The following is a 23,091-nucleotide window of genomic DNA, read 5'->3' as shown; positions in this document are numbered from 1 at the left end:
CTGACGGGCGCATTGCTACAACTACCGACATCGATGTCAATTACTCTTGGTGATAGTCGCGGTTACAATTGATCCACTTTGGCGCCCGGATGGCCAATGGCCGCCATCGAGATGCACGAGTTTTTCGGCAATCACGTGTTCGGCATCGGTCGCGAGCGTCAGCTTGTAATCCCCGGGCGGCATCTGCCAGCCCTGCGCCGTCCAGCGGGCAAGCATACGCGGATCGGCATCGATCGCGAGCGATGCACTCTCACCGGGTTTCAAAACGCGGCGAGACCAGCCGACAAGTCGGGGCGTCGCGGTGCCGGGAACCGTCGCGTAAAGCTGCGGAACGACCGTTGCCGGGCGCTTGCCATCATTGCGGACATCCACAGTCGCGCGGGCAGCGGCGCCGCCGGAGAACCCGGCATTGGCGAAGGCAGGCCGGCCGTAGCTCAGCCCGTATCCGAACGGAAACAGCGGCTTCTGCTTGCTGGCGGCATACCAGCGATAGCCCACATCCGCGCCCTCCTGATAGGTCACTGGATAAGTTGGAAGCTTCGCAGCGTCGCCCATGGCGGCGTTGGCGCCCGCACCGTTGTCGGCAGGGCCGGTAGCGGCAAGCACAGGTTTCGTGCGCGGCAATTGCGCGGCTGCGACCGGGAAACTGATCGGCAGGCGGCCCGATGCATCGACTTCGCCAAACAGCACGCGCGCAATAGCCTGTCCGCCACGCTGCCCCGGATACCATGCCTCTACCACGGCCGGGACACGCTGTATCCACGGCATCAGAACCGGACCACCGGTCTCCAGAACGACAACGGTCCGCTTATTGGCGGCGGCGACCGCATCGATCAGCGCGTCCTGCCCGTCCGGAAGCGACAGTGACGGCGCGTCCTGCGCCTCGGTCTGCCACTGGGTGGCGAAGACGATCGCGATATCCGCTTCTTTTGCCGCCTGCGCCGCTGCGGCCGGATCGCTGCCGTCAACGAAGCGGACTTGTGCGCCCGGTGCCAATTCCTTGATGGCCTGCAACGGTGACGAGTTGTGATAGGTCACCCGCGCGAAGGACGCCGCGGCGCCGCTTGTCAGCGGAATTTCAATCGGCACGCCGCCCACCGAGCGGACCTGCGAGGACCCGCCGCCCGATAGCACGCCGACATCGGCGTGGCCGCCGATCACCACGATCGACTTCGCCTCACGCGCGAGCGGAAGGATATCGCCTTCGTTCCTGAGCAGGACGATGCCTGCCTCCGACACCTTCTGCGCGACTTGCGCATGCGCGTCATAGTCGATCGGCTGCGCGCTCACCGGCGTGGGGTGGTCGTAAAGGCCCGAGGCAATCACGCCCGTCAGAATGCGGCGAACCATCTCGTCCAGCCGTTCGGACGGAACCCGGCCTGCGGCAACCGCATCGGCGAGCGGTTTTCCGAAGAAGATGCTCGAATCCAATTCCTGTCCCGATTCCTGATCGAGTCCGGCGTTGGCGGCCTTCTCGGTCGAGTGGACCGCGCCCCAGTCCGACATCACGAAACCGGGATAGTTCCACTCCCCGCGCAGGACGTCGGTCAGCAGGAACTTGTTCTCACAGGCGTAATCGCCATTGATCCGGTTGTATGCGCACATCACCGAGGCCGGCTTGCCGTCGGCGATCGCGATCTCGAACGCGAGCAGATCGCTTTCCCGCAGCGCCACCGGATCGATCCGCGCATCGAGAACCATGCGGCCGGTTTCCTGGCTGTTGAGCGCAAAGTGCTTCACGGTCGCGACGATATTGTTCGACTGGACACCGCGAACCGAGGCTGCCGCCATCTTCCCGGACAGCAGCGGATCTTCGCCGTAATATTCGAAATTACGCCCGTTCCACGCGTCGCGCGTCAGGTTCATGCCCCCTGCCAGGAGGACATTGAAGGTCTTGGCGCGGGCTTCCGCGCCGATCATGGCGCCCCCGGCATAAGCCAGATCAGGATCGAACCCGGCAGCGGTGGACAGGGCGGAAGGCAATGCCGTTGCGACATCGCCCTTTCGCTGTTCCACCTGATTGGCGACGCCCAGAGAGGCGTCGCTTTCGCGCAGGATCGGAATGCCGAGGCGCGGCACGCCCGGCACATATCCGGCCGACGGGATCATGTCTGCCGGCGGGTTCTTGGTGTTCGGCGGGAACAGCCCGTGGACCAGCGAGAGCTTTTCTTCGAGCGTCATCGCCTTGACCAGCGCGTCGGCGCGCTCGGCCGGCGTGCGTGCGGTGTCTCGCCAGATCGGCATGGCAACGTTCCCCTGTGCTGGCGACGAGGTAGCAGCTGCCTGGGGAACAGTGGTCTTGGCCAATACGGACACCGGCGCAGCCGTGGCGAGCAGCGAGAGCGTGAGCCCTGCGAGCCGCGTCGACGTTGCAATAGTGCGCAGACGGCTACGCCGCCCCTGAGCTTTCGCTTGAGCTTTCATGATCCTCCCCGCCGCATCTTGGTCGGCTTGAGGGTCTGATCGCAAAGTCTGACATCGATGTCAACACGGTGTCCGTCACCCGGCTGCCACGGATCCGGTGAAAATGTAGTCATCCTGGAATTGGCGCGCGCGCGTTGCCGCGAACTTGCTTATGATTGACGCTCAAAAATAAAAATGAGGGTGCCCTTCATGACCATACAGTCCGGCGTGGCGGCGCTGGCTACGCACGCCCCGCAAACGGCCGCGCAATCGTCTGTTAAGGCCGCAGAACAATTGCGCGCTGCGCGGGTGTTCAACCTGTCCATCGGCAACTGCTTTATGGGAGGCTTCGTCGTATCGCTGGTGAGTCTGCTGGTTCCCCGGCTTAAACTTCTGATGGGGCTTGATTATACGCGCGCCTCGCTGGTGCAGTTGGCGTTCCATTCCAGCTATTTGCTGTTTGCCTTGCCGGTCACGGCATGGCTGGTGCGAATCGGCTACATGCGGGTGATGGCGCTGGGATGTGCGATCATGGCGGCCGGATGTCTCGGGTTCATCGCGGCGGCGGCGCTACACAACTATCCGCTCGTGCTGCTGGCATTGCTGGCGCTGGCGGGCGGCATTACGTTTTTGCAGATCGCCGGTAACGTCATGGTCACGCTTGTCGAACCCGCCGACCGGGCCGTGCCGCGCATTACCCTGCTGCAAGGCTTCAACTCCATCGGCACCGTTCTCGCTCCGTTGCTGGGTGCGTCGTTCCTCCTGAGCGACCGTAGCGTGGGGCACGATGCCGAAGCCTGGTTGATGGTGGCCCTTCCCTTCATCGGCTGCGTCGTCATCCTGCTCGGGATTGCATGGGCCTATGCGCACAATCGCAATCTTCTGGAAGGAACCGAGCCGCCGCAGCGGGTGCCACTGAATGCCTTGCGATGCGTGGTGGCCACGCCCCGTCTTCTGGCCGGCTCCATCGCGATGTTCGGCTATGTCGGCGCGGAAGTGACGATTGGCACGCTGTTGACCAACTATCTCGTGCTGCCGGAGATCATCGGCGCCGAGCCCGTGACGGCAGGCCGTCTGGTCAGCCTTTACTGGGGCGGCGCCATGGTCGGCCGCTTTTTGGGTGCGGCGGCACTGAGCCACTGGCCTCCTGCCCGCGTGCTCACCGCCACGGCGCTTACGGCAACGGGCCTCGTGGCCATCGCCGCTCTCGGGCACGGCATGCTGGGGGCGGCGACCCTGATTGCGGTCGGCCTGTGCAACTCGATCATGTACCCCACGCTTTTCGCACTTTCCCTGCCCGATGAGCAAGGCGCCGCACCCTATGCCTCGATGGCGCTGTGCATGGCGGTTGTGGGCGGAGCCATCGTCCCGATGATTACCGCAGCGCTTGCGGACAGCATCGGCCTCTTGCCGTCGCTGGTGGTTCCCGGCATCTGCTATGTCGTCATCGCGATGTTCGCGCTCGTCCGGGGCGGCTATCCCGCTGCGCTGGCAAGGAGAATGGCTTGAAGGTTGTTACGATCAAGGACGTTGCGGCGCGTGCGGGCGTGTCGCCCAAGACGGTGTCGCGCGTGATCAATGGCGAGCAGCATGTCCGCGCCGAGATTCGCGAACATGTGATGCGCGTGGTCGATGAACTGGCCTACAAACCCAATGCCTTCGCGCGCGGATTGTCGAGTTCGCGGTCCTTCCTGATCGGCCTTTTCGTAGACGATCCATTCTCTGGCTATGCGGCCGATTTGCAGCGCGGCGCCATCGACCAGTGCCGGATGTACAGCCACCACCTCGTCATCGAGGCGGTCGAGCGCGAAAGGCCGGATTGGCTTGCGCAGATCGATGCAACGCTGCGCGAACTGCGCCTCTCCGGCGCGATCCTGGCCGCGCCGGTCTGCGACTGGAGCGAAGTGCTGGAACTGTTCGAGAGCCATGACATCCCGGTCGTAAGGCTTTCTCCCGCCACCGATCCCGGCAGGGCGCAGCAAGTGCAGATCGACGACCGGGCGGCGGCGCGCGAAATGACCGAGCGGCTGATCGCGCTGGGCCATCGAGACATCGCCTTCGTCAGGGGCCATACCGCGCACGGTGCCGCGGCACTGCGCTGGCAGGGCTTCGCGGACGCCTGCGCGGATGCCGGGATTACCATTCCCGCGCGGCGCGTGCTGCAAGGCGATTTCAGCTTCAAGTCGGGTCTGGCCGCAGGTGAGGCCATCCTTGCCGACGATGACCGGCCGACCGCCATTTTCGCCTCCAACGATAAAATGGCATTTGGCGTCCTCATGGTCGCGATGCGTCACGGCATTGCCGTGCCCGGCGCGCTTTCCATCGCGGGCTTCGATGACGACGAAATCTCGCGCATGGCGTGGCCGCAGCTGACCACCATCAATCAGCCCAATGCCGAAATGGCGAAAGTGGCGGTGGACCTACTGATCGGCAACAATCCGCAGGTCAAAAAGGAACCGGGCGAGAGCGTCGAACTCAGCTATTCGCTGGTCGAGCGCGAAAGCTCCGGGCCAGTCATGAACGGCATGGCCTAGACGCCCTCACGTGTTCAGCAGCAGCGGCCACCGTTTCGGCCGCCGTAACGTGCCTCCTGCCGGTCGCGGAAAAATGCGGTGCGGTTCATGACCGGCCGGTCGGGGTGATGGTCGCGCATGTGGGCGAGGTAATCCTCGTAGGCGGGCATCCCAACCATCAAGTGGCACATCCGGCGCGCGGTCGAAAGCAGCCCGCTCATGCCGCCACCGCCGGGCCGACGACTTCCCGTACAGTGGGTACGGCGCTGCGACGCGAAACGAGACATGTGCGCAGCGCAAAGACCAGCAGCGCCACAACCACCGCCAGAAACGCGCCGACAAGCGCCGCATCGATACGGTCGTTGAAGATCACCTGCCGCATTTCCGCGATGGACTTGGCTGGGGCCAATAGCTGCCCCTCGTCCGCCGCCGCCGCGAACTTGGCCGCGTGGGCAAGGAACCCCACTTTCGGATCGGCGGAGAACAGTTTCAGCCAGCCGGCCGTACCCGTGCAGATCAGCAACCAGGCCGCCGGCAGCGCCGTCACCCAGACATAGCGGTCCTGCTTCATGCGGAACAGCACCACCGTCCCCAGCATCAGCGCGATGGCCGCGAGCATCTGGTTGGCAATGCCGAACACCGGCCACAGCGTGTTCACCCCGCCCAGCGGATCGGAGACGCCCTGATGCAGGAAGAATCCCCAGGCCGCGACGCATAACCCGGTCGCGACAAGGCCCGGAACCGGCCCCTCGTTACGACCGAAGCGCGGCGCGACGATGGCGATGAGGTCCTGGAGCATGAACCGTCCGGCGCGGGTCCCGGCGTCGACCGCCGTCAGGATGAACAGCGCCTCGAACAGGATGGCGAAGTGATACCAGAACGCCTTCATCGCCGGTCCGCCGACAACGTGCGAGAAGATCTCCGCCATGGCGACCGCCAGCGTCGGCGCACCGCCCGCGCGGGAGATGATAGTATGCTCGCCAAGGTCACGCGCGGTCTGCACCAGGACCTCGGCGGAGAGAGGATAGCCCATTGCGGTTACGGTGTGCGCCACCTGCTGGGGGTCGGTTCCGATCACGGCGGCGGGGCTGTTCATCGCGAAATAGATGCCCGGATCGAGGATCGAGGCACCGATCAGCGCCATGATCGCAACGAACGCCTCCATCAGCATTGCGCCATAGCCGATCATCGCCGCGTCGGCCTCGGTCGCGATGAGCTTCGGTGTCGTGCCGCTGGCGATCAGGGCATGGAAACCGGACACCGCGCCGCAGGCAATCGTGATGAACAGGAACGGGAACAGTCCGCCCGCCCAGACCGGCCCGCCGCTAGCTGCGAACGGCGTGAGTGCGGGCATCCTGAGCGGCGGCGCCATGATGACGATGCCCACCGCCAATGCGCAAATCGCACCGATCTTCAGGAATGTCGAAAGATAATCGCGCGGAGCAAGCAGGAGCCAGACCGGCAGCACCGAGGCGACCGCGCCGTAGACGATCAGAACCCAGCAGAGCTGAATGGGCGTGAGCGTGAACAGGGGCCCCCAGAACGGCGACTGCGCAATCGCCTGTCCGTAGATCAGCGCCAGAACCAGCCCGACCAGCCCCAGCAAGGAGACTTCCCCGATCCGTCCGGGCCTGATCCAGCGCGTATAGGCGCCCATCGCCAGCGCCAGCGGAACCGTGGCCGCCACGGTGAACAGGCCCCACGGGCTGGCCGCCAGCGCCTTGACAACGATCAGCGCCAGGACCGCGAGAATGATGATCATGATGAGAAACGCGCCCAGCAGCGCGATCACGCCTGCTGCCTGCCCCATTTCCATGCGGACCAGTTCGCCCAGCGAGCGCCCGTCGCGCCGCATCGAGATGAACAGGATCATGAAGTCCTGCACCGCACCTGCCAGCACCACGCCGACGATGATCCACAGCGTCCCCGGCAGATAGCCCATCTGCGCGGCCAGCACCGGGCCGACCAGCGGACCAGCCCCGGCAATCGCCGCGAAGTGGTGGCCGAACAGCACCCGTCGGTCGGTCGCCACGTAGTCCAGCCCGTCCGCGCGGTAGACTGCCGGTGTCGGGCGGGCGGGATCGAGGCGCATGACCTTGCGCGCGATGAAACGCGCATAGAAGCGATAGGCGACAAGGAACGAACAGACCGCCGCCACGAGAATCCAAAGTGCGTTCACCGGCTCACCGCGCGAAAGCGCCACAACCGCCAGCGCCACCGTGGCCGCGAGTGCCATGGCTATCCAGCCAATTCGATGCATGGCCTGCTCTTCTCCCTCAAATCCTCGATTGCGGTTTGCGCAGGATTGTAGCGCGCCTGCAAGACCTCGTGTGCCCGGCCCGGGGGTTTCGAATCAGGGCGAATGCAGATGCATCCGCCCCACTCCACTCGGCGGGGGGAGTCGGGTGAGCCGGAAAAATGAGACAGAGCACCCCTTTTGCCCCTTCGGCCACTCCCTATGATGGGGTCGTGCCGGGCTGGCCGGACGGTTAACTTCTTTGCGGGTAGGTAATATCGAGGTCCGCAACAGCAACGATGAGGTCGCAAGGGCAACTCCGTGCCTTGTTTGTCATCAACTCCCTTGCCGGGGGCGGGGCGGAGCGTGTCTTCACCACGCTGGTCAAGGAACTGAGCGAGCGCGAATGCGGCCTTGCGATTACCGTGGTGCTGCTCGACGACGAATCCGAGGAAGCCTATAGCCTGCCGCAGGATATCCCGGTCGAGCGGCTGGGCACGCGGGGCGGTATGCTCCGCAGCATCACGCAGTTGCGGCGGTTGGTCGCCCGGCTGCGCCCCGATGTGACCGTGTCGTTTCTGTCCCGCGCCAATGTCGCGGCGGTGGTCGCCATGCGCCGGATCGGACGGCCCGCGATCATCAGCGAGCGCGTCAATACGACTGCCCATCTGCGGTCCGGCCGTTTCGGCTTCCTGAGCCGTCTGCTGATCCGCAGCACTTACCCGTCCGCGCGGCAGATCATCGCCGTTTCCGAGGGCGTCGCCCGGACTCTGGAGACCGACTTTGCCATCGAGCGCGAGCGGATCTGCGTGATCTACAACCCGGTGGATCTCGACAGAATCCAGCGCCTTGCCGCTGCGGAACCCGAGATCCCGGTATCCGCGCACGATTTCGTGACCATGGGCCGCTTGGTCGCCAACAAGAACACGGCCATGGCGATCCGGGCCTTGGCAGCCTCGCAAACCGATGGCCGGCTGATCGTGATGGGCGATGGTCCCCTGCACGGCGAACTGGAGGCATTGGCCCATTCGCTGGGCATCGCGGACCGGGTCCACCTCGCGGGCTTCCTTGCCAACCCTTACGCCGTGCTCGCACGCGCCGGGTGCTACCTGCTGACGTCCGACGCGGAAGGGTTTCCTAACGCCATGCTGGAGGCCATGGCCTGCGGGTTGCCGGTGGTCGCGACCGACTGCCCCTCGGGCCCGGCGGAAATCCTGCAAGTCGCGCTTGGCGGCAGCGAGCCCGCCTTCGGCGCGGGCGGCGCGCTGGTCGCCATGAACGACCACCGGGCCATGGCCTACTGCATGGACCGCCTTGTCACGCCGCCCGCGCGCGAACGGGCCGCGCAGGAGGGCAAGGCCAGAATCGATGCCTTTTCCGTGGAGCGGGCCGTGGACGCCTTCCGCGAGACCATCCTAAAGGCGGCGGCTGGCGCCGGAGTGCCCCCTGAATGAAAGTTTGCGTAACAGGCCTTCGCGGTATTCCCGGCGTTATCGGCGGCGTCGAAACCCACTGCGAGGAACTGCTTCCGCGCATCGCCCAGATCAATCCCGATATCGAGATCGAGGTATGCTGCCGCGCGCGCTACGTCGATCCGGAGCTTGTCAGCTTCCGCCGGCTCAAGCTCATGGCGCTCTACGCCCCGCGTACGAACGCGAGCGAGGCGCTGGTTTCCACGCTGATGGGCGTGATCCATGCCTGGCGTGAGGGCGCGGACGCCGTCCATATCCACGCTGTTGGCCCCGCATTGCTTGCGCCTATTGCTCGGCTGCTGGGCATGAGCGTGCTGCTGACCCATCACGGCGCAGACTACAATCGAGGCAAATGGGGGCTTTTCGCGCGGTCCATGCTCAGGCTTGGCGAGTGGGTAGGCATGCACTTCGCGGACCGGGTCATCTGCGTCTCTCCTTCGCTCGCGGCGACCATGCGCGATCGCTATCCCGGGGCGGCCGGGAAGGTCGTGTTCATCCCCAACGGCGTCAATCCGCCCGAACCCTCCTCCGCCCCCGCCGAGGAAGTGCTGGGCAGTCTTGGCTGCGCGCCGGGCAATTTTGTGCTCTGCGTCGCGCGTCTGGTTCCGGAAAAGGGGCTCGATTACCTGATCGACGCATTCCGGATGAGCGGCGACAACCGCATCCTCGTCATCGCCGGAGCAGGCCGGAAGGGCGACCGGCATGCAGAACAGCTCATGGCGCGCGCCGACGATAAGGTGCGCATGCTGGGAATGCAGCCGCGCAGCGTTCTGGGCGTGCTCTATCGCCATGCATCGCTCTTCGTGCTGCCCTCGTTCCATGAAGGCCTGCCGATTGCCGCGCTGGAGGCACTGGCCTGCGAGTGCCCGGTGCTGCTCAGCGATATTCAGCCCAATCTCGACATCGGCCTGCCGGAAGACTGCTACTTCCCGGTGGGCGACGTGGATGCTCTGTCCGCGCGGCTGGCTGCGGGCGGCGAAGTGCCCGATGAAGCCGCCCCTTTCCATCTTTCGCTGATCGACTGGGACGAAGTGGCGATCCGCACGACCCCCTATTACCGCGAACTGGTGAAGCGGGCGAAGCTTGCCCCCGAACTGCACAATGCCGGATAAAAATCCGTTCGAAAAATGCGCTGGAGCGCATTTCTGGCGCGGCGCCGGCCCGGTCCCCCATCCCGTGGAGGTGTCCCTTTGCTTGCATTGACCGCAGGAAGCCCGCCCCTCCCCGCCTACATCGTGCTTCCGGCGCTGATGGTTTACCTCGTGCTGATCCTGCTCCTTGCCATGCGGGCCAGTGCTTCCACCAGCTTTCTGGTGGCCACGTTCGGCATCCGGCTGGCAATGTCGGCCCAGCCCCATTTCTCCTATTCCTCCTCCCCCGCCGGGTTGAGCTGGAACGCACTGGCATCGGTGCTGATCGTGGTGACCGGCGGCCTGCTACTGCACCGTACGCGGGCCGTGCCGCTCATACTCATTCCGATCATCCCGTTGACGCTGGTGGTCATCGCCAGCCTGCTGCTCAACAAGGACGTGTCGGGCGGCATTGAAAGCCTCGTCAAATATGCGTTTTTCGCCACCATCGCGCTGACCGCCTATGACGCCTTCGTCGCCGACGGGGCGGGCAAAGTGCTGTCCCGGCTGGTCTTCACGTTCACGCTGCCGCTTGTCCTGCAATGCGCCAGCCTCGTGCTCCATATCGCCAAGGCCACCGAAAGTGATGGGTCAGCCTCCTACATCGGCGGCTACAACCATGAGGCCAGCTTCTCCATCATCCTGCTCACCGGATTGCTGATCGCGCTGCTCCATCCGGCGCTGCGGTCGGGCTACAAGCTGGGCATCGCCGCCGTGTGCGTTGGCGGCATTCTCGCTGCCAATTATCGCACCGCGATCATCGCCGCCGCCCCCTTGCTGCTGGGCCTGATAATGGCGGCGATCCTGTCTGCCGTTCCCCCGCGCCAGCGCCCGGTGGCGGGCATTCTCGGCGTCCTGCTGGTGCTTTCGGTCGTGCCCGTGATTCCCAAGCTGGCGGGAGATCGCTTCGATGCCGTAACCGTCGTCGCCGATGACCCCGACGTCCTGACCAAGGCGCCGGACGAATTCCGCAAGACCGACCGCGCGCTAATGTCCGGCCGGCTCTTCCTCTGGAGCGAGTACATCGATGACTGGCGCCACGGGACCAAGCGCCAGCACGTTCTCGGCTTCGGCGCCAATTCGTGGGAAGGCCGCTATCGCTACTACGCGCACAACACGCTGATCTCCACGCTTTACGAACTCGGCACCCTCGGCGTGGCATCCATGCTGCTGCTCTGGTCGTGGATGTTCGTGATCGCGCTGTCGACGGCAGGGTCCGTGCGCATGACGCTTGTCATCGCGCACCTCAGCTTCTTCATCCTCAACATGGCAACGATGCCATTCTGGATGATCGAGGGGATCCTGTTCTACGGCCTGCTATGCGGTTTCACGGTCTATTCGCGGCTGAATCCACCGCCCAGGCCTCAACCCGTCGCAAATGGGCTTCGTCCCCACCCGGTGTGAGCGGCGCACCGGCCTCCAACGACATTTCCCCCGCGTGAGGTGCCAATCGATACGATATCGAGGAACCAGATGATCAAGACGTTCGGTCTCGTGCTCCCGCTCCTGTTTGTCGGCCCCGCCGTCGGCCCTCAATACCTTGCGGATTCGCCCGCTTCGATGGCGATGGCGCCTCTGGCCCTGACGCAATCGGCATCGTCACTCGCCTCGTTCCGGATGCCGGCGATTCTCAAGCCCGCAGTCAAATCCGCGGACTGCCCGACGATGCCCACCATCCGGCTCGGGCCAGGTACCCCGCCGCTACGGAAAGTCTGTGCCTCAAACGGCAGGATTCTGGTGAATGGCGGCAATGCCCAGGGGTTCGAAATCTCGGATGTCATCGCGAAGAACTATGGACCGGTGCTGCGCGGCGTGAACGTCCCCGGCCTTCAGGTCCTGCGCGTGTCCGCGACCGGCGCCCGCGACGACCCGAAACTTGGCCTTGGCCTCGTCAACGTCAGCAATGGGATCGGTCATGCCGTGTTCCGCAACCTCGTCTGGATTGGCGACCCTGCCTCGCCCGCCGTCAACGGCGACGACGCATGGGCCGCCATCGCGCTCAAGGGCAAGGACGCCAATGACCTCGGCACGTTCGAGATCCGGAACTTCGACTTCCAGAACTTGATCATGGCCGAGGGCGCGCATTACCGGAACGTGGACGGCATTTCGACCGAGAAAGGATATACCGGCACGATCACCGACGGCCGCGTGATGAACGCGAGCGATGCCTGCCTCGACCTCAAGGGCGACGTGCATGTGGACAACGTCTACCTCGCCGGGTGCCGTCAGGGCCTCAAGATCTGGCATAGCCAGAACCACGGCCTGATCGAGCTTGGCACCAATCGCTTTGCCGGGATTCTCGGCAAGGGTACGCCGTCTGAAACCCGGACGATCAATATCGATACGCTGATCGTATCCGGCGATCCGACGATACCGCTGTTCCGCGCCGAAGAAGGCCGGGTGGACCTCCATATCGGCCGCCTGATCGCCAAGCCCAATCAAGTCCTGCGCGGCAGCGGCAGCTATGCGGGATCACAGGTTATCGTGGATCGGCGGGTCAACAATTAGCGCCCGCAAGGCAGATCTATTTCGTGATCGGAACGCGGAGTCTGCTCAACCAGACCCGTCATCCCCGCGCAGGCAGGGATCCCGCTTCTGCTGTGCAGGGCGGAACGTCGCCAAGAAGCGGGGCCCCCGCCTTCGCGGGGGCGACGAAGTTTGGAACCGGGAACCTACCATACGCACATTCCGGATCGAATTTTCCGACAGCTTAGACCGTCAGTTCGTCGTAAAGCGCCAGCATGCGCTCTGTATGGTGCCGCGCGCTCAGGGCGTCGCGGGCTTGCCGACGCGCTTCATCCCATTGCCCGGAATCGGGCGCAGACAGACCTTGCAACACGGCCTGCGCGAAAACCTCCGGCCCGGCCTCACGCGGGACAAGGAGGCCGCCGCCGAACCGCCGCCCGGTCTCGCCAAGCCCCGCATCGTCGGTGGCGACATAGGGTACGCCCAGCATGAGCGCCTCCAGCGGCGTGCGGCCGAGCGGCTCCTCGATCGCGGTGATCGCCAGCAGGTCGAGCACGAGAATGTTCTCCTCCACCGGCATCCGGAATCCCGCGAAAATCACACGCGCGGCGATGCCCAGTTCGGCGGCATGGCGTTCGAGTGCCTCCTGCGTGTCGTCCACCGCGCGCCCGAACACCACGAACGTCGCATCGGGCCGCTGTTCCAGCACCACTTTTGCCATGTCGAGGAAGAAACGCGGCCGCTTGCGATGGGCGAAATTGCCGATGAACCCGATCAGCGGTCCGCCACCGGCGGCTTTCGGATGACGCGCCTGGAACGCACGCCGCAGCGCCGCCCTGTCCTGCCCGGTCTCCAGTTCGAAAGGATTGTCGATCCGCACCGAGCGGCGCGCCAGCCGAGGCGGCAGGCGCTGCTCGACCGCCTCCGAAATGCAGACGATCCGGTGCGCGAGGTTCATCACCATGACATTGGGCAGCGCGGTCCGGTTGAATGCGCGATTGTGGTAGACCACAGGCAATCTGCGCAGCCGCGCAGCCGGACCCCAGCTCTGCAGCGCCGACAGGTCGTTGTTGTGCACCACGGTTCCCGGCGGCTGCTCCGCCAGCAGGCGCAAGTGCCCCGGCAGCAGCCGCGCCTCCGCAACAAGGCCGTGGCGAAACGCCGGCGGCTCGGGCAGCGGCCAGACCGTGAAATCGCGCTCCCGCGCCACCTGTTCGATCAGGCTGCCACGCGGCGCGGCGATGATGACCTCGACATCGTGCTCGCTCTGAAGGCATGCGCCGAGCGTGAAGGAGGAGACATGGCTCCCCCCGATCTGCGCATTGGTAAAGGGAAAGATGACCCGGCGGGCCGACATCACTGGCAACTCCACCGGCCTGGACAGCGCTATTGTGCAGTGCAACCCAAGCACCTATCCAGTGCAATTAGGTATAGGCGCCAAGTGGCACAGGACGGGGCGAATCGCCGATGGCCGTAATCTGGTCCTTCCCGGGCGAAGAGAACCGCAGGAGCAACCCCTACACGGCCGCCCTTGTCGCGGAATTGCGCAAGCTTGGCCATTCGACAACGGTTCCGAGGTGGAGCGGCCGCCTCTTCAGGCGGTGCGACATCATCCATCTCCACTGGCCGCAAAAAGTCATTCAGCAGAGCCTGCCCGCCAGCCTGCGTTCGATCACCGCGTGGCTGGTCTTTCTTGCAGTGCAAAAGGCGAAAGGCGCGCGCATCGTCTGGACCGTGCACAACGTCGCCTCGCACGAGGGCCTGCGCCCCCGCCTCGAACGCTGGTGGATGAAGCGGCTGATGCGCCTGCTCGACGGCGTGCACGCGCTCTCAGATTCCAGTCTGCGCGAGGCCGGTGCCGCCTACCCGGCGATCCTGCAAAAGCATCCCCTGGTGGCGCCGCACTGGACCTATGACGGCGCCTATCCCGCCCCCAAGCCCGCCACCGGGCCACGATCGATCGCATTCCTGGGCGACCTCAAGGACTACAAGGGGCTTGACCTCCTCCTTGCCGCACTCGAAGCGGCCGAACCCGATGACCGCCGCTATGTCGTTCACGGATTGCCGGTGGACGGGCTCGACGCCGATGCCCTCCGTGACCGATTGCAGGCGCTGCGCGAGCGCGGATGGCATCTTGAATTCGTTCTGGAACGCCTGACCGAGCAGGAACTGGCGGACCGGCTGGCGGAAACCGGGCTTCTGGTGCTGCCATACAGGAAAGGCCAGAACAGCGGCCTTGCCATTCTTGCCGCCGAGCGGGGGACGCCGGTGCTGGTATCGCGGCTGCCCGCATTCCAGCCGCTGCTGGATGAACTGGGCCCGCCGCGTGCCGTGGCGATCGATTCTCCCCTCTCCCAAGCCCAGATTGCACACTCTTTCGACGCCGCAACGGCCGTCGCCGGATCGATAGACAGCGATTTCGTCGCCCGGCGGACGCCCGCACGGATCGTGTTGGAGATTTCGAATTACTACCTGTTTCTCATGGAACGGGGGGGTGGTTCTACTTCAAGATGACCCCTGCGACCCTGCGTTTCAGGAGCATGTGGACTTGAACATAGGATCCCAGCCCATCGATCTCCAGCTAGCGCATGACGGCAAGCCCCCGGCCGCCGAAGGGCGGCAAGGCAGTGACAAATTCATCGACCTTGCCTGGATCGCCACGCTGGCGTGGCGCTACAAATGGTTCATGCTGGGGGTGATCGCCGCGGTTCTGGCTGCGGCCATGATCGCCTATCTGCTGGCCCCGAAAGTCTATCAGGCCAATGTCGTGCTGGCGCTGGACCGGAACGACCAGCAACTGGTCCGCACCGCCCAGACCGACCCGACCGATGTGGTCAATTCGCCCGCTGTCGATACCGAAGTGCAAGTCCTGCTCTCACCCGAAATTGCCCATGCGGCGGTGGAGCGGTCCAAGCTGAATACGAACGCCGCATTCCTGCAGGCCAAGGCGCCGAAGGCAACGGCCCCCCTCACTGTCGAGCAAGCGGCCAATCTGGTCAGCTCCGGCCTCGTGGTCGAGCGCAAGGGTCTTTCCTTCGCCATCAACCTGGCCTTCAGCTCGAACGATCCGCAGGTTTCCGCGCTGGTCGCCAATGCCGTGGCCGATGCCTATGTCGGCGGGCAGGTCCAGGCCGCCCAGAACGCGCGCGGCGAAGACATCCAGCAGCTGCGCACGCGCCTCGACCAGCTGCGCGGCGATGTGCTCAAGGCCGAAGCGGCCGTGGCCGACTATCGCGCCAAGGCAGACCTCGTGGCCGTCAGCAATGACAGCACGATCCCCCAGCAGGAAATGGCGACGCTGAATACCGAACTGGCCTCGGCCAAGGCGGAACTGGCCGCCGCGCAAGGCCGCGCCAGCGCGAACGCAGGGACCAACGGCTCGCTCGTCAATTCCAGCCCGGTGATCGCCGAGCTTCGCCGTCAGGAAGCCGAGCAGGAGCAGAAGCTGGCCCAGCAATCCGCCTCGCTCGGGCCCAACCATCCCGACCGGGTCCGCACGCAGGCTGAACTCGCCTCGACGCAGGCCTCGCTCAGCCGCGAAGTGGCGCGCGCCAGCACCGGCGTGGGTCAGGACGTGCGGGTCGCCAGCGACCGCGTCGGCGCGATCGAGGGGGCCATCGGCGGCGCCAAAGGACGGCTGCTCGCCGGCAACAATGCCTCGGTTCGCCTTGGCGAACTGGAGCGCGTGGCCGAAAGCTCACGCCAGCTTTACCAGACTTTCCTCGACCGCTACCGTGTGGAACTGGCAACCCGCGGGACCGAGAAGAGCAAGGCCGACATCATCTCGCGCGCGCAAGTGCCCATCCTTCCCACCTCGCCGGACCTGCTGGTCTACCTGCTCGCCGGGCTGATCGGCGGCGTGGTTGCCGCCGTCCTGCTGGCGCTCGCGCTGGAATGGCGGGAACGCGGCATCCGCACCCGCGCCGAGGCCGAGGAATTCACCGGCCTCAAGGTCATCAGCAGCCTGCCCGACATCGCAACGATGGACGAACCGGGCTTCCACAAGGGCGAAGTCCTCGGCGTGCCGGACTTCCTAATCGACCACCGGGATTCGCCCTTCGCGGAATCGGTGCGCGCGATATGGACGGCACTGCGCATCGGCCAGAAGGGCCAGATGGCGCGCACGATCGGGCTGACATCCTCGATCCCGGACGAGGGCAAGACCAGCACCGCCATCGCGCTCGCCCGGTCCGCCGCGATGGCCGGTCGGCGTACGCTGCTGATAGACTGCGATTTTCGGAGGCTAGGTACGACCCTCGCACTTGGCCTCAGCGGCAAGCCGGGGCTGGTCGAAGTGCTTTCGGGCGAAGCCCAGCTTGAGGATGTCATTCTGCTCGACAAGGCCTCAGGCGCGCATGTCCTGCCGCTCAACACCGCCGCCGGCAACAATTTCGACGTTGTGCAATCCGATGCCACGGTCGTCCTGCTTGACCGCTGCAAGCATCTCTACGACTTCATCGTGCTCGACATCGCCCCCGCCATTCCGGTCGCCGAAGCGCGCGCGGTGGCGGCCATGGCCGATGCCGTGCTGATGGTCGTGCGCTGGCGGACCACGCCGCGCAGCGTGCTCAAGACCGCGCTGCGCGAACTCGAACGCGCAGATGCCAAGATCTTCGGTGTCGTGCTGACCCAGGTCGACACTCGATCTGCCGCCGTACTGGGCGAGGAAATGGCGTATTATCAATACTATTATACGCGCACGGCGACGACTTGATCGGCGCTACAGTTCCTCGTTGAGATCGTAGCCGAAGAATTCCAGCACTTCGCCGGCGCCGGAAAGTTCCTCCGCCACCATTCCGCGCTCATGCTCGGAGAGCAATTGCGCGTGCTCGGCATTGAGGTTGACGATGCCCTCCAGCGCCGCTTCGCCGGAATGGATGGTGGGTTCGAGGCCGAAAGCCTCCAGAATCGCATCGGGCCTCGCGCAGAAACGCTCATAGGTCACGCAAGGGTAGCCGGACTGCCGCGCTGCCGCCATGAGCCGCTCGCTCCGCCATTGCCAGATCCGGGCGAGATGCCGGATGACGAGCGCCCGGCGCGCGCCGTGGTATTCCTTGATGAGATAGCGCCGCAGTTGCGAGGCGACATTGGCCATCGGCGCGCGATTGTTCACGACCGCGCGGTGCTGCGAAAAATAGCCGAAAAGCTGCTCATGGCGAACGAGGTTGGGCGGGCTCTTCTCCAGCCAGTAGCTATAGCGCCCTTCCGCATCGAGTTCCGCGATCCGCCCGTTCCACGCGCCGAGGACGGCCTCGAAATCGATGAACTTCTCGGGCCACCAGCGGTCGGTGTCCATCAGCCCCTTGATCAGCCGCTGTCCTTCGAAATTGTGATAGAGCCCGCCAATATCGCCGCGCCGCACCATGTGCTGGGCGATCTCTGTGGACCCCGAATTGGGCGGTGTCAGCAGGAACAGGAACATGTGATCGACACGTTCCGCCCGTCCGCGCGGCCAGTAGGGACGCTCATCCAGTGCGTTGGCGCCGGCCCCCAGCGGCTTGAACAGCTTGTTGATCCATAATTTGCGTTGAGGCGTTTCGCGCATACAGCAAGCCGGTTTAACCTTTTGAATTCAGTTAGGGCGGCCTGTGCACCACAACTCCGATCCAGGGCCCAATTCCTCCAGGGACTGGGCGGCGGAGTATCACAGCATATCTGGCCAAGGATCGCTGAGCGTTCATCATGTCAGCCGCGCTCACTGCCGCAATGGCTAAAAAGGGCTAGGCGATCTTGGCACGGTGGCTGGGGCGGATTCGGAGGGACGCCGTGCCCTTCTCATCGCATCGGACCGACAGCCGGGGCAACAGGCTCGTTATCGACGGTTCCGGTTCGTCTGCGCTGCTTCAGGCGCGCCCACTTGTACGGAAATGTCATGGCTATTGTTGCCGCGCCTGACTTTCAGGTTGAGCGCTGTCCCGATTGCAGTTCGGCCAATCACGTCGCGCAGGGATGCGGCGGTGGGCGTCGCATGTCCTGAGACTTCGACGACCACATCGCCTTCCCGCACGCCTGCGCGTGCCGCAGGGCCGCCCGGCGTGACCCCGGCGATCAGCGCACCCGGTAGCGGCGCTTCGCCGCCCGGCCCGGGCACGGTATCGGTGATGGCAACGCCAATGCCGCCTCGCCGTACGGTGCCGTGGGCAAGGATTTGCTCCATCACAAATCGCGCCGTGGCAGAGGGCACGGCAAAACCGATGCCCACATTTGCACCGGGTCCGTAGATTGCACTGTTGATGCCGATGATCGTGCCATCCATCGCGATCAACGCGCCCCCCGAGTTACCCGGATTTATGGCCGCGTCGGTCTGGATATAGCTCTCGTAGCCATCCTGGCTTTGCCCTCTGCCAAGCGCACTGACGATGCCGGATGTAACCGTCTGGCCCAGCCCAAAGGGATTGCCGATGGCCAGCACCTGATCGCCCACGTTTACCGCATCGGAATTGCCGAGCGCGAGCTGAGGCAGATTGGTCGCACGAAGCCGCAGTACCGCAAGATCGGTTGGCGGATCGGTCCCCACCAGATCGGCTGCGAAAGTCCGCCGGTCGGTCAGCACCACCTGAATAGCCCGGGCATTTTCTATCACGTGATTGTTGGTGAGCACGAGCGCGCGGCGCCCATCGATGATCACGCCGGAGCCGGCCGCGAGACGGGTTTGCTCTCGCGGAGGGCCGAAATAGCGGCGGAAGAAGGGATCGCGCAGCAGCGGATTGTCGGTTGCCGGTGACGCCTGCAAGACGGCAATATTGACCACGGCCGGCGCAGCGGCCCTGACCAACGGCGCGAAGCTGGCTGTCCCCGCCCTGCCCGATGGGAGCGCGGGCGCTGGGGCAGGAATGCCAACCTGCTGTTGCTCCTTCTGAGGATCCTTGTCACGGCACCCGCTCATCATGACAAGGAGCGCAAATCCGACGGTTGCAATGGGAAATACTCTACGCAAGGTAGGCTTCCTTCCAACTGACATCGCCTTGCGCAAACCGGACAACGGCATGCGCGCCGGAACGGCATTTTCAAACGATCCGGAAGCAAGCTAACAAGAAATAGCCACTGTTCCTATTGGAATAATCCCGATTTCGGCAAATCACTTCGCCGAGCATCTTTGCCCCGTGAATTGGCTTCCTGCTACCAATCGACCACGTCGTCGCTGCCGCCGAACGCCGCCGGCATCCGCTTGTAGTGCGGGAGATCGTCGACGACCGGCAGGACCGCATCCTCGCAATGAAGATGGAATTGCGGCGCGAACTGCTCTTTCGGAAGAAGGTAGGCATTGAGGCTGCGCAGGCCCGCCACCGAGACTTCGGTGTACAAGTGCGTTCCGCAACCGCCGCACCGCATCCGAGGCGTCGTTCGCACCCGACCTGATGCGGGAGCGCCTCTGATTACCTGCACCGCGTCGGCTGCATAAACCGCGTTGAGCGCATAAGCTGCGCCGTGGGCCAGCTGGCAATCGCTGCAATGGCAGTAGACCTGAAAGACAGGACTTCCCTCGATTTCCAGCCCTACCGAGCCGCACCGGCATTCCGCTTCGATCACGTCTATCCCTCTCATTGCCCTGCCCCGTTCGGAGGAACTGTAGCAGAGCGGGTGCGCGCCGATATGACCGACCCCGCGCAGGGAGCACTATTCGCCGGTGCGCGCGCTCAGCCGGGGCTGACAGCCTCCACCCGGAACAGGAATTCGGAGACCGCACGGGTCTGGAAGTGCAACACCGCCGCGTCAGCGCGGTCCAGAGCATCGACAAGCCCGGCCGTCCGATCCGGCCCCAGCGTCAGGTCGATCTCAATTCGGTCTTCATAAATGCGCCCGCCGCCAAGAATGCCGTTGTCGAACGCGGTATCCGGCGGGTCCAGAAAGATCGTCACATCCGCACCTGCGCGCATCCACGGATTAGACGCATCGTCATCCGGAATATGGCCCTGGATCGCGGACGGGGAAACCTGCGTGACACTGACCTTGAGATCGGGACGGTTCATTTGCCCTGTTATTTCCATCTTCGCAGGTCACGCTCAAATCTCGGGCGCTTGGCCGCTGGCGACGCAGCCGCCTAGCAATCCCCACAGGATCGAGGAAGGCCCCATTTTAAACAAATCTGGTAAATGAATCCCTGCAACGCCGCCGAAAGATCACGCGGGCTCGGCCGGGAATTCCGGTTCGGTTGCCTGCGGAATACCGCATCCCGTCCGTTCAGCGGGAGATCAACGCCGGCGGCGCGCCTCGATGGCAGCGAGTTCGGCCTTGTCCACGAAGCCGTCGTGGTTCGTATCGGCCCTGTTGAAGGCGCGAGGCGGCGAGGCATCGAGTTCGGCACGGGTCACCACGCCGTCGTGATTGGTGTCGCTCTCGGCGATGAAGGCGTTGAGCTTGCTCTCCATCGCCGGATTGTGGCTGGCGCGCGGAAAGTCCGCCTTCGAGACGCCGCCGTCGCCATTGCGGTCCATGTTTGCGAAGCGCTGGCTGCGTGCCTTGATATATTCGTTACGACTGATGCGGCCGTCCTTGTTCAGATCGGCATTCGCGAAAGCGGCATCGACGCGCCCGGCGCCCTGGGCCAGAACCGGCACGGGGCTGCACAACAGCAGGATGCACACACCCCAAGCCGGGGCCGACAGGTTTTTCACAAGGATCATGACCGTTCCTTTCTCTCGATTGTGTGAGCGCCTCTCCGCGCTTCAGAAAGCCTCGCCAATGCCGAAGTAGAAGGCCGGGCCGTCCTTGCCCCAGGCAACATCGGCGCGCAGATTCACATTGGCGTCCTTCGATGCCAGATAGCGCAGCCCCACCCCGCCCGAGGTGAGCACGGTGCTGTGCTTCCAGATCGACCCGGTATCTTCGGCAATGCCGCCCACGCCGGCGAAGGCAACGCCCCCGATCCGCCAGAACAAGTGCTGGCGCAGTTCCGCCTGAAGCGCCCAGCTTGCGCCGTCGCGATAGCGGCCGGTCTCGTAGCCGCGCAGGTCGCCCTGCTGTCCGAACAGGCACAAGTCGTAATAGGGCGCGTCCTTGGAAGCGCCGCAAAGCTGCTGGCGAAGCGCCAGAACGGTCTGCTTGCCCAGCGGGAGATAGGTGTTCGCGCCCAGCTGGAACTTGTGGTGCGTGAAATCACTGCCCAGCCAATTCGCTCCCAACTCGGTAAGGGCAAAGCGCCCGCTCATAGCCATCTTCCGCGCCAGCCTCCCGGTCCAATGGAACTCTGGCGATCTTCCTCCTTGTCGGACGCGGATGGGATAGGGGAAACGCTGGCCTTGCGCGGGAGGAAACCCTTGCTCTGTCGATCCGCCGTGGCTGTGGGCATGCGGTCATGGCGGCGTTGCGCCCGAAAGCCGCGCCGCTATGAGACCGTCATGGGGCAGGCGGCCTGCATCGGCCGATCGCTTCCGCCCACGGGCCATGGGCGCTATTCGAGGATCTGATGAGCGACCTGTTCGATACCGCGACACCCCTGGGCAAGGCGCCGCTGGCGGCGCTGCTGCGCCCTGCGACGCTGGACGACGTGATCGGTCAGGCGGCTCTGGTCGGACCGGGCTCGATCCTGCGGCGGCGTATTGCGGCGCGGGCGCTGGGCAGCGTGATCCTCTACGGCCCGCCGGGCATCGGCAAGACCTCCATCGCGCGCGCGGTCGGCGCGATGCTGGGCAAGGAGTTCCGCCCGCTCAATGCGACGCGCGCCGGCGTCTCGGACTTGCGCCGGATCGCCGACGAGGCACGGATCCGACCGGTCCTGATCTTTGTGGACGAAGTGCAGCGCTTTTCGGCCACGCAGGCGGACGATCTGCTGGCGCTCTGCGAGGACGGCGTGGCCGATTTCATCGGCGCGACCACCGGCAATCCCTATCACGTGTTGCCTCCGGCGCTGGTCTCCCGCTCGACGATCCTCAAGCTCGAACCGCTGACCATTGAGGAAATGGAGCAGGTGGTCCGGCGCGGGATCGCGCATTTCGCCGCGCAGGACGTGCATGTGGAACTGACGCCCGCGCAGTTGCGCATAATTGCCGGTCGCTCCGGCGGTGATGCCCGCCGCGCGTTGACCACGCTCGAAAGCCTCGCCGTGGGTCACGAGACCGATGGCAAAGTGACGATCACTGACGAGATGCTGGCGGAAGCCTATGCCTCCGCCCCGGTCAATCACGACCGCTCGGGCGACGCGCATTACGACGTGGTTTCGGCCTTCATCAAGTCGATGCGCGGATCGGACCCGGACGCCACGCTCTACTGGCTGGCGCGCCTGATCCACGGCGGTGAGGACCCCCGCTACATCGCCCGGCGGATCATGATCCACGCCTCGGAAGATATCGGCCTGGCCGACAATACCGCATTGCAGACGGCAGTCGCCGCCGCACAGGCGGTCGAGAAGATCGGCTATCCCGAGGCGCAGATCGTGCTTGCCCACGCCGCCCTGCACATCGCCCGCGCCCCGAAGTCCGGTTCTGCATGCAGCGGCATCTCGCAGGCGATGCAATTCGTCGCCTCGCATCCCCCGGCCAGCGTGCCGCTCCACTTGCGCGATGCGCACTACAAGGGCGCAGCGGCGCTCGGCCATGTCGGATACCGTTTCCCCCACGACGATCCGCGCGGCTGGGTCGAACAGGAATATGTGCCGGGCCTGAAGAGAGGCGCCTTCTACCAGAGCGACGCCCGCAGTGCCCCGACCTTCGAACGCCGGGCCGACGAGTATTGGGAACGCACGACCGGCCAGCCCCAGCCGCGCCGGATGCCCAAGCCGGACGGCGCGGCCGATTGACCCTGCAGGCAACCATCGTTTCCCGGTTGCCCCCATCGATTGTTAGCGCTATCTTTCTTCCCATAAGCTCACACGACCGGGAGATAGATGTGTCGAGGCGAATTTACGCTGCCCTTGCAGCAACGGCTTTCTGCGG

Annotated in this window: 19 protein-coding genes; 9 read left to right on the top strand and 10 right to left on the bottom strand. The window is 64.7% G+C overall.

Annotated features, from left to right (window positions below):
- Positions 1–36 precede the first annotated feature (36 nt).
- Positions 37–2,424 carry a beta-glucosidase gene (locus tag AC1VVK_RS20985; protein WP_482906676.1) on the bottom strand — a complete coding sequence of 796 codons (2,388 nt, stop codon included), beginning with the start codon at positions 2,422–2,424 and terminating at the stop codon, positions 37–39.
- A 189-nt stretch (positions 2,425–2,613) separates the two neighbouring features.
- Between AC1VVK_RS20985 and AC1VVK_RS20980 the strand changes: the two genes are divergently transcribed.
- The gene (locus AC1VVK_RS20980; protein WP_482906675.1) at positions 2,614–3,912 is read left to right on the top strand and encodes an MFS transporter; all 1,299 of its coding nucleotides are present in this window, start codon (positions 2,614–2,616) and stop codon (positions 3,910–3,912) included.
- Positions 3,909–4,937, top strand: coding sequence for a LacI family DNA-binding transcriptional regulator (locus AC1VVK_RS20975; RefSeq protein ID WP_132385985.1), 1,029 nt, complete (start codon positions 3,909–3,911; stop codon positions 4,935–4,937). Before AC1VVK_RS20980 ends, AC1VVK_RS20975 begins: the two co-directional genes overlap by 4 nt.
- A gap of 14 nt (positions 4,938–4,951) precedes the next feature.
- On the opposite strand, the gene AC1VVK_RS20970 is transcribed toward AC1VVK_RS20975, so the two are convergent.
- Positions 4,952–5,137 (bottom strand): YbdD/YjiX family protein, encoded by a 186-nt coding sequence (locus AC1VVK_RS20970; protein ID WP_482906674.1) that lies wholly within the window; start codon positions 5,135–5,137, stop codon positions 4,952–4,954.
- Positions 5,134–7,176 carry a carbon starvation CstA family protein gene (locus tag AC1VVK_RS20965; RefSeq protein WP_482906673.1) on the bottom strand — a complete coding sequence of 681 codons (2,043 nt, stop codon included), beginning with the start codon at positions 7,174–7,176 and terminating at the stop codon, positions 5,134–5,136. The genes AC1VVK_RS20970 and AC1VVK_RS20965 overlap by 4 nt, the downstream gene beginning before the upstream one ends.
- A gap of 302 nt (positions 7,177–7,478) precedes the next feature.
- Here AC1VVK_RS20965 and AC1VVK_RS20960 point away from each other — a divergent pair, with 302 nt between their 5' ends.
- The 4 genes from AC1VVK_RS20960 (at position 7,479) to AC1VVK_RS20945 (ending at position 12,262) form a co-directional block, all read left to right on the top strand.
- Complete coding sequence (locus AC1VVK_RS20960; RefSeq protein ID WP_482906672.1) at positions 7,479–8,606, top strand: glycosyltransferase; 1,128 nt, start codon at positions 7,479–7,481, stop codon at positions 8,604–8,606.
- Entirely contained in the window at positions 8,603–9,736 is a 1,134-nt protein-coding gene (locus AC1VVK_RS20955) for a glycosyltransferase family 4 protein (RefSeq protein WP_132385981.1), read from the top strand. Before AC1VVK_RS20960 ends, AC1VVK_RS20955 begins: the two co-directional genes overlap by 4 nt.
- A gap of 78 nt (positions 9,737–9,814) precedes the next feature.
- Entirely contained in the window at positions 9,815–11,158 is a 1,344-nt protein-coding gene (locus tag AC1VVK_RS20950) for an O-antigen ligase family protein (protein ID WP_482906671.1), read from the top strand.
- A gap of 69 nt (positions 11,159–11,227) precedes the next feature.
- The gene (locus AC1VVK_RS20945; RefSeq protein ID WP_482906670.1) at positions 11,228–12,262 is read left to right on the top strand and encodes a hypothetical protein; all 1,035 of its coding nucleotides are present in this window, start codon (positions 11,228–11,230) and stop codon (positions 12,260–12,262) included.
- A gap of 202 nt (positions 12,263–12,464) precedes the next feature.
- Here AC1VVK_RS20945 and AC1VVK_RS20940 read toward each other — a convergent pair whose 3' ends face one another.
- On the bottom strand, positions 12,465–13,577 hold the full coding sequence (locus AC1VVK_RS20940; RefSeq protein ID WP_482906669.1) for a glycosyltransferase family 4 protein: 1,113 nt from the start codon (positions 13,575–13,577) through the stop codon (positions 12,465–12,467).
- Positions 13,578–13,687: 110 nt separating this feature from the next.
- On the opposite strand from AC1VVK_RS20940, the gene AC1VVK_RS20935 reads away from it, so the two are divergent.
- Both AC1VVK_RS20935 and AC1VVK_RS20930 read left to right on the top strand, forming a co-directional pair.
- Positions 13,688–14,734 carry a glycosyltransferase family protein gene (locus AC1VVK_RS20935; protein ID WP_482906668.1) on the top strand — a complete coding sequence of 349 codons (1,047 nt, stop codon included), beginning with the start codon at positions 13,688–13,690 and terminating at the stop codon, positions 14,732–14,734.
- A 34-nt stretch (positions 14,735–14,768) separates the two neighbouring features.
- Positions 14,769–16,934, top strand: a complete 2,166-nt coding sequence (locus AC1VVK_RS20930; RefSeq protein ID WP_482906667.1) for a GumC family protein — start codon at positions 14,769–14,771, stop codon at positions 16,932–16,934.
- A 6-nt stretch (positions 16,935–16,940) separates the two neighbouring features.
- Here AC1VVK_RS20930 and AC1VVK_RS20925 read toward each other — a convergent pair whose 3' ends face one another.
- The 6 genes from AC1VVK_RS20925 to AC1VVK_RS20900 form a co-directional block, all read right to left on the bottom strand.
- The gene (locus AC1VVK_RS20925) at positions 16,941–17,765 is read right to left on the bottom strand and encodes a hypothetical protein (RefSeq protein ID WP_482906666.1); all 825 of its coding nucleotides are present in this window, start codon (positions 17,763–17,765) and stop codon (positions 16,941–16,943) included.
- Between the two features lie 267 nt (positions 17,766–18,032).
- On the bottom strand, positions 18,033–18,971 hold the full coding sequence (locus AC1VVK_RS20920) for a S1C family serine protease (RefSeq protein ID WP_482906665.1): 939 nt from the start codon (positions 18,969–18,971) through the stop codon (positions 18,033–18,035).
- 368 nt (positions 18,972–19,339) lie between these two features.
- The gene (locus AC1VVK_RS20915; RefSeq protein WP_482906664.1) at positions 19,340–19,750 is read right to left on the bottom strand and encodes a GFA family protein; all 411 of its coding nucleotides are present in this window, start codon (positions 19,748–19,750) and stop codon (positions 19,340–19,342) included.
- A 107-nt stretch (positions 19,751–19,857) separates the two neighbouring features.
- Positions 19,858–20,190 carry a hypothetical protein gene (locus AC1VVK_RS20910; protein ID WP_482906663.1) on the bottom strand — a complete coding sequence of 111 codons (333 nt, stop codon included), beginning with the start codon at positions 20,188–20,190 and terminating at the stop codon, positions 19,858–19,860.
- 222 nt (positions 20,191–20,412) lie between these two features.
- Entirely contained in the window at positions 20,413–20,844 is a 432-nt protein-coding gene (locus tag AC1VVK_RS20905) for an EF-hand domain-containing protein (RefSeq protein WP_482906662.1), read from the bottom strand.
- A gap of 42 nt (positions 20,845–20,886) precedes the next feature.
- On the bottom strand, positions 20,887–21,369 hold the full coding sequence (locus tag AC1VVK_RS20900; RefSeq protein ID WP_482906661.1) for a BamA/TamA family outer membrane protein: 483 nt from the start codon (positions 21,367–21,369) through the stop codon (positions 20,887–20,889).
- A 257-nt stretch (positions 21,370–21,626) separates the two neighbouring features.
- Here AC1VVK_RS20900 and AC1VVK_RS20895 point away from each other — a divergent pair, with 257 nt between their 5' ends.
- Positions 21,627–22,955, top strand: coding sequence for a replication-associated recombination protein A (locus AC1VVK_RS20895; protein ID WP_482906660.1), 1,329 nt, complete (start codon positions 21,627–21,629; stop codon positions 22,953–22,955).
- Positions 22,956–23,091: the final 136 nt, after the last annotated feature.

Source organism: Novosphingobium sp. BL-S-32 (assembly GCF_056857055.1).
Note: the sequence above shows the minus strand (reverse complement) of the source record. Positions and strands in the feature narration are given on the sequence as shown.

What these genes read in the sequence shown, in the direction of transcription:
- AC1VVK_RS20900 (WP_482906661.1), bottom strand. Translation starts at nt 21,369, where the DNA reads ATGAGCGGGCGCTTTGCCCTTACCGAGTTGGGAGCGAATTGGCTGGGC.
- AC1VVK_RS20935 (WP_482906668.1), top strand. Translation starts at nt 13,688, where the DNA reads ATGGCCGTAATCTGGTCCTTCCCGGGCGAAGAGAACCGCAGGAGCAAC.
- AC1VVK_RS20925 (WP_482906666.1), bottom strand. Translation starts at nt 17,765, where the DNA reads ATGCGCGAAACGCCTCAACGCAAATTATGGATCAACAAGCTGTTCAAG.
- AC1VVK_RS20980 (WP_482906675.1), top strand. Translation starts at nt 2,614, where the DNA reads ATGACCATACAGTCCGGCGTGGCGGCGCTGGCTACGCACGCCCCGCAA.
- AC1VVK_RS20985 (WP_482906676.1), bottom strand. Translation starts at nt 2,424, where the DNA reads ATGAAAGCTCAAGCGAAAGCTCAGGGGCGGCGTAGCCGTCTGCGCACT.
- AC1VVK_RS20945 (WP_482906670.1), top strand. Translation starts at nt 11,228, where the DNA reads ATGATCAAGACGTTCGGTCTCGTGCTCCCGCTCCTGTTTGTCGGCCCC.
- AC1VVK_RS20955 (WP_132385981.1), top strand. Translation starts at nt 8,603, where the DNA reads ATGAAAGTTTGCGTAACAGGCCTTCGCGGTATTCCCGGCGTTATCGGC.
- AC1VVK_RS20940 (WP_482906669.1), bottom strand. Translation starts at nt 13,577, where the DNA reads ATGTCGGCCCGCCGGGTCATCTTTCCCTTTACCAATGCGCAGATCGGG.
- AC1VVK_RS20970 (WP_482906674.1), bottom strand. Translation starts at nt 5,137, where the DNA reads ATGAGCGGGCTGCTTTCGACCGCGCGCCGGATGTGCCACTTGATGGTT.
- AC1VVK_RS20895 (WP_482906660.1), top strand. Translation starts at nt 21,627, where the DNA reads ATGAGCGACCTGTTCGATACCGCGACACCCCTGGGCAAGGCGCCGCTG.
- AC1VVK_RS20910 (WP_482906663.1), bottom strand. Translation starts at nt 20,190, where the DNA reads ATGAACCGTCCCGATCTCAAGGTCAGTGTCACGCAGGTTTCCCCGTCC.
- AC1VVK_RS20965 (WP_482906673.1), bottom strand. Translation starts at nt 7,176, where the DNA reads ATGCATCGAATTGGCTGGATAGCCATGGCACTCGCGGCCACGGTGGCG.
- AC1VVK_RS20905 (WP_482906662.1), bottom strand. Translation starts at nt 20,844, where the DNA reads ATGATCCTTGTGAAAAACCTGTCGGCCCCGGCTTGGGGTGTGTGCATC.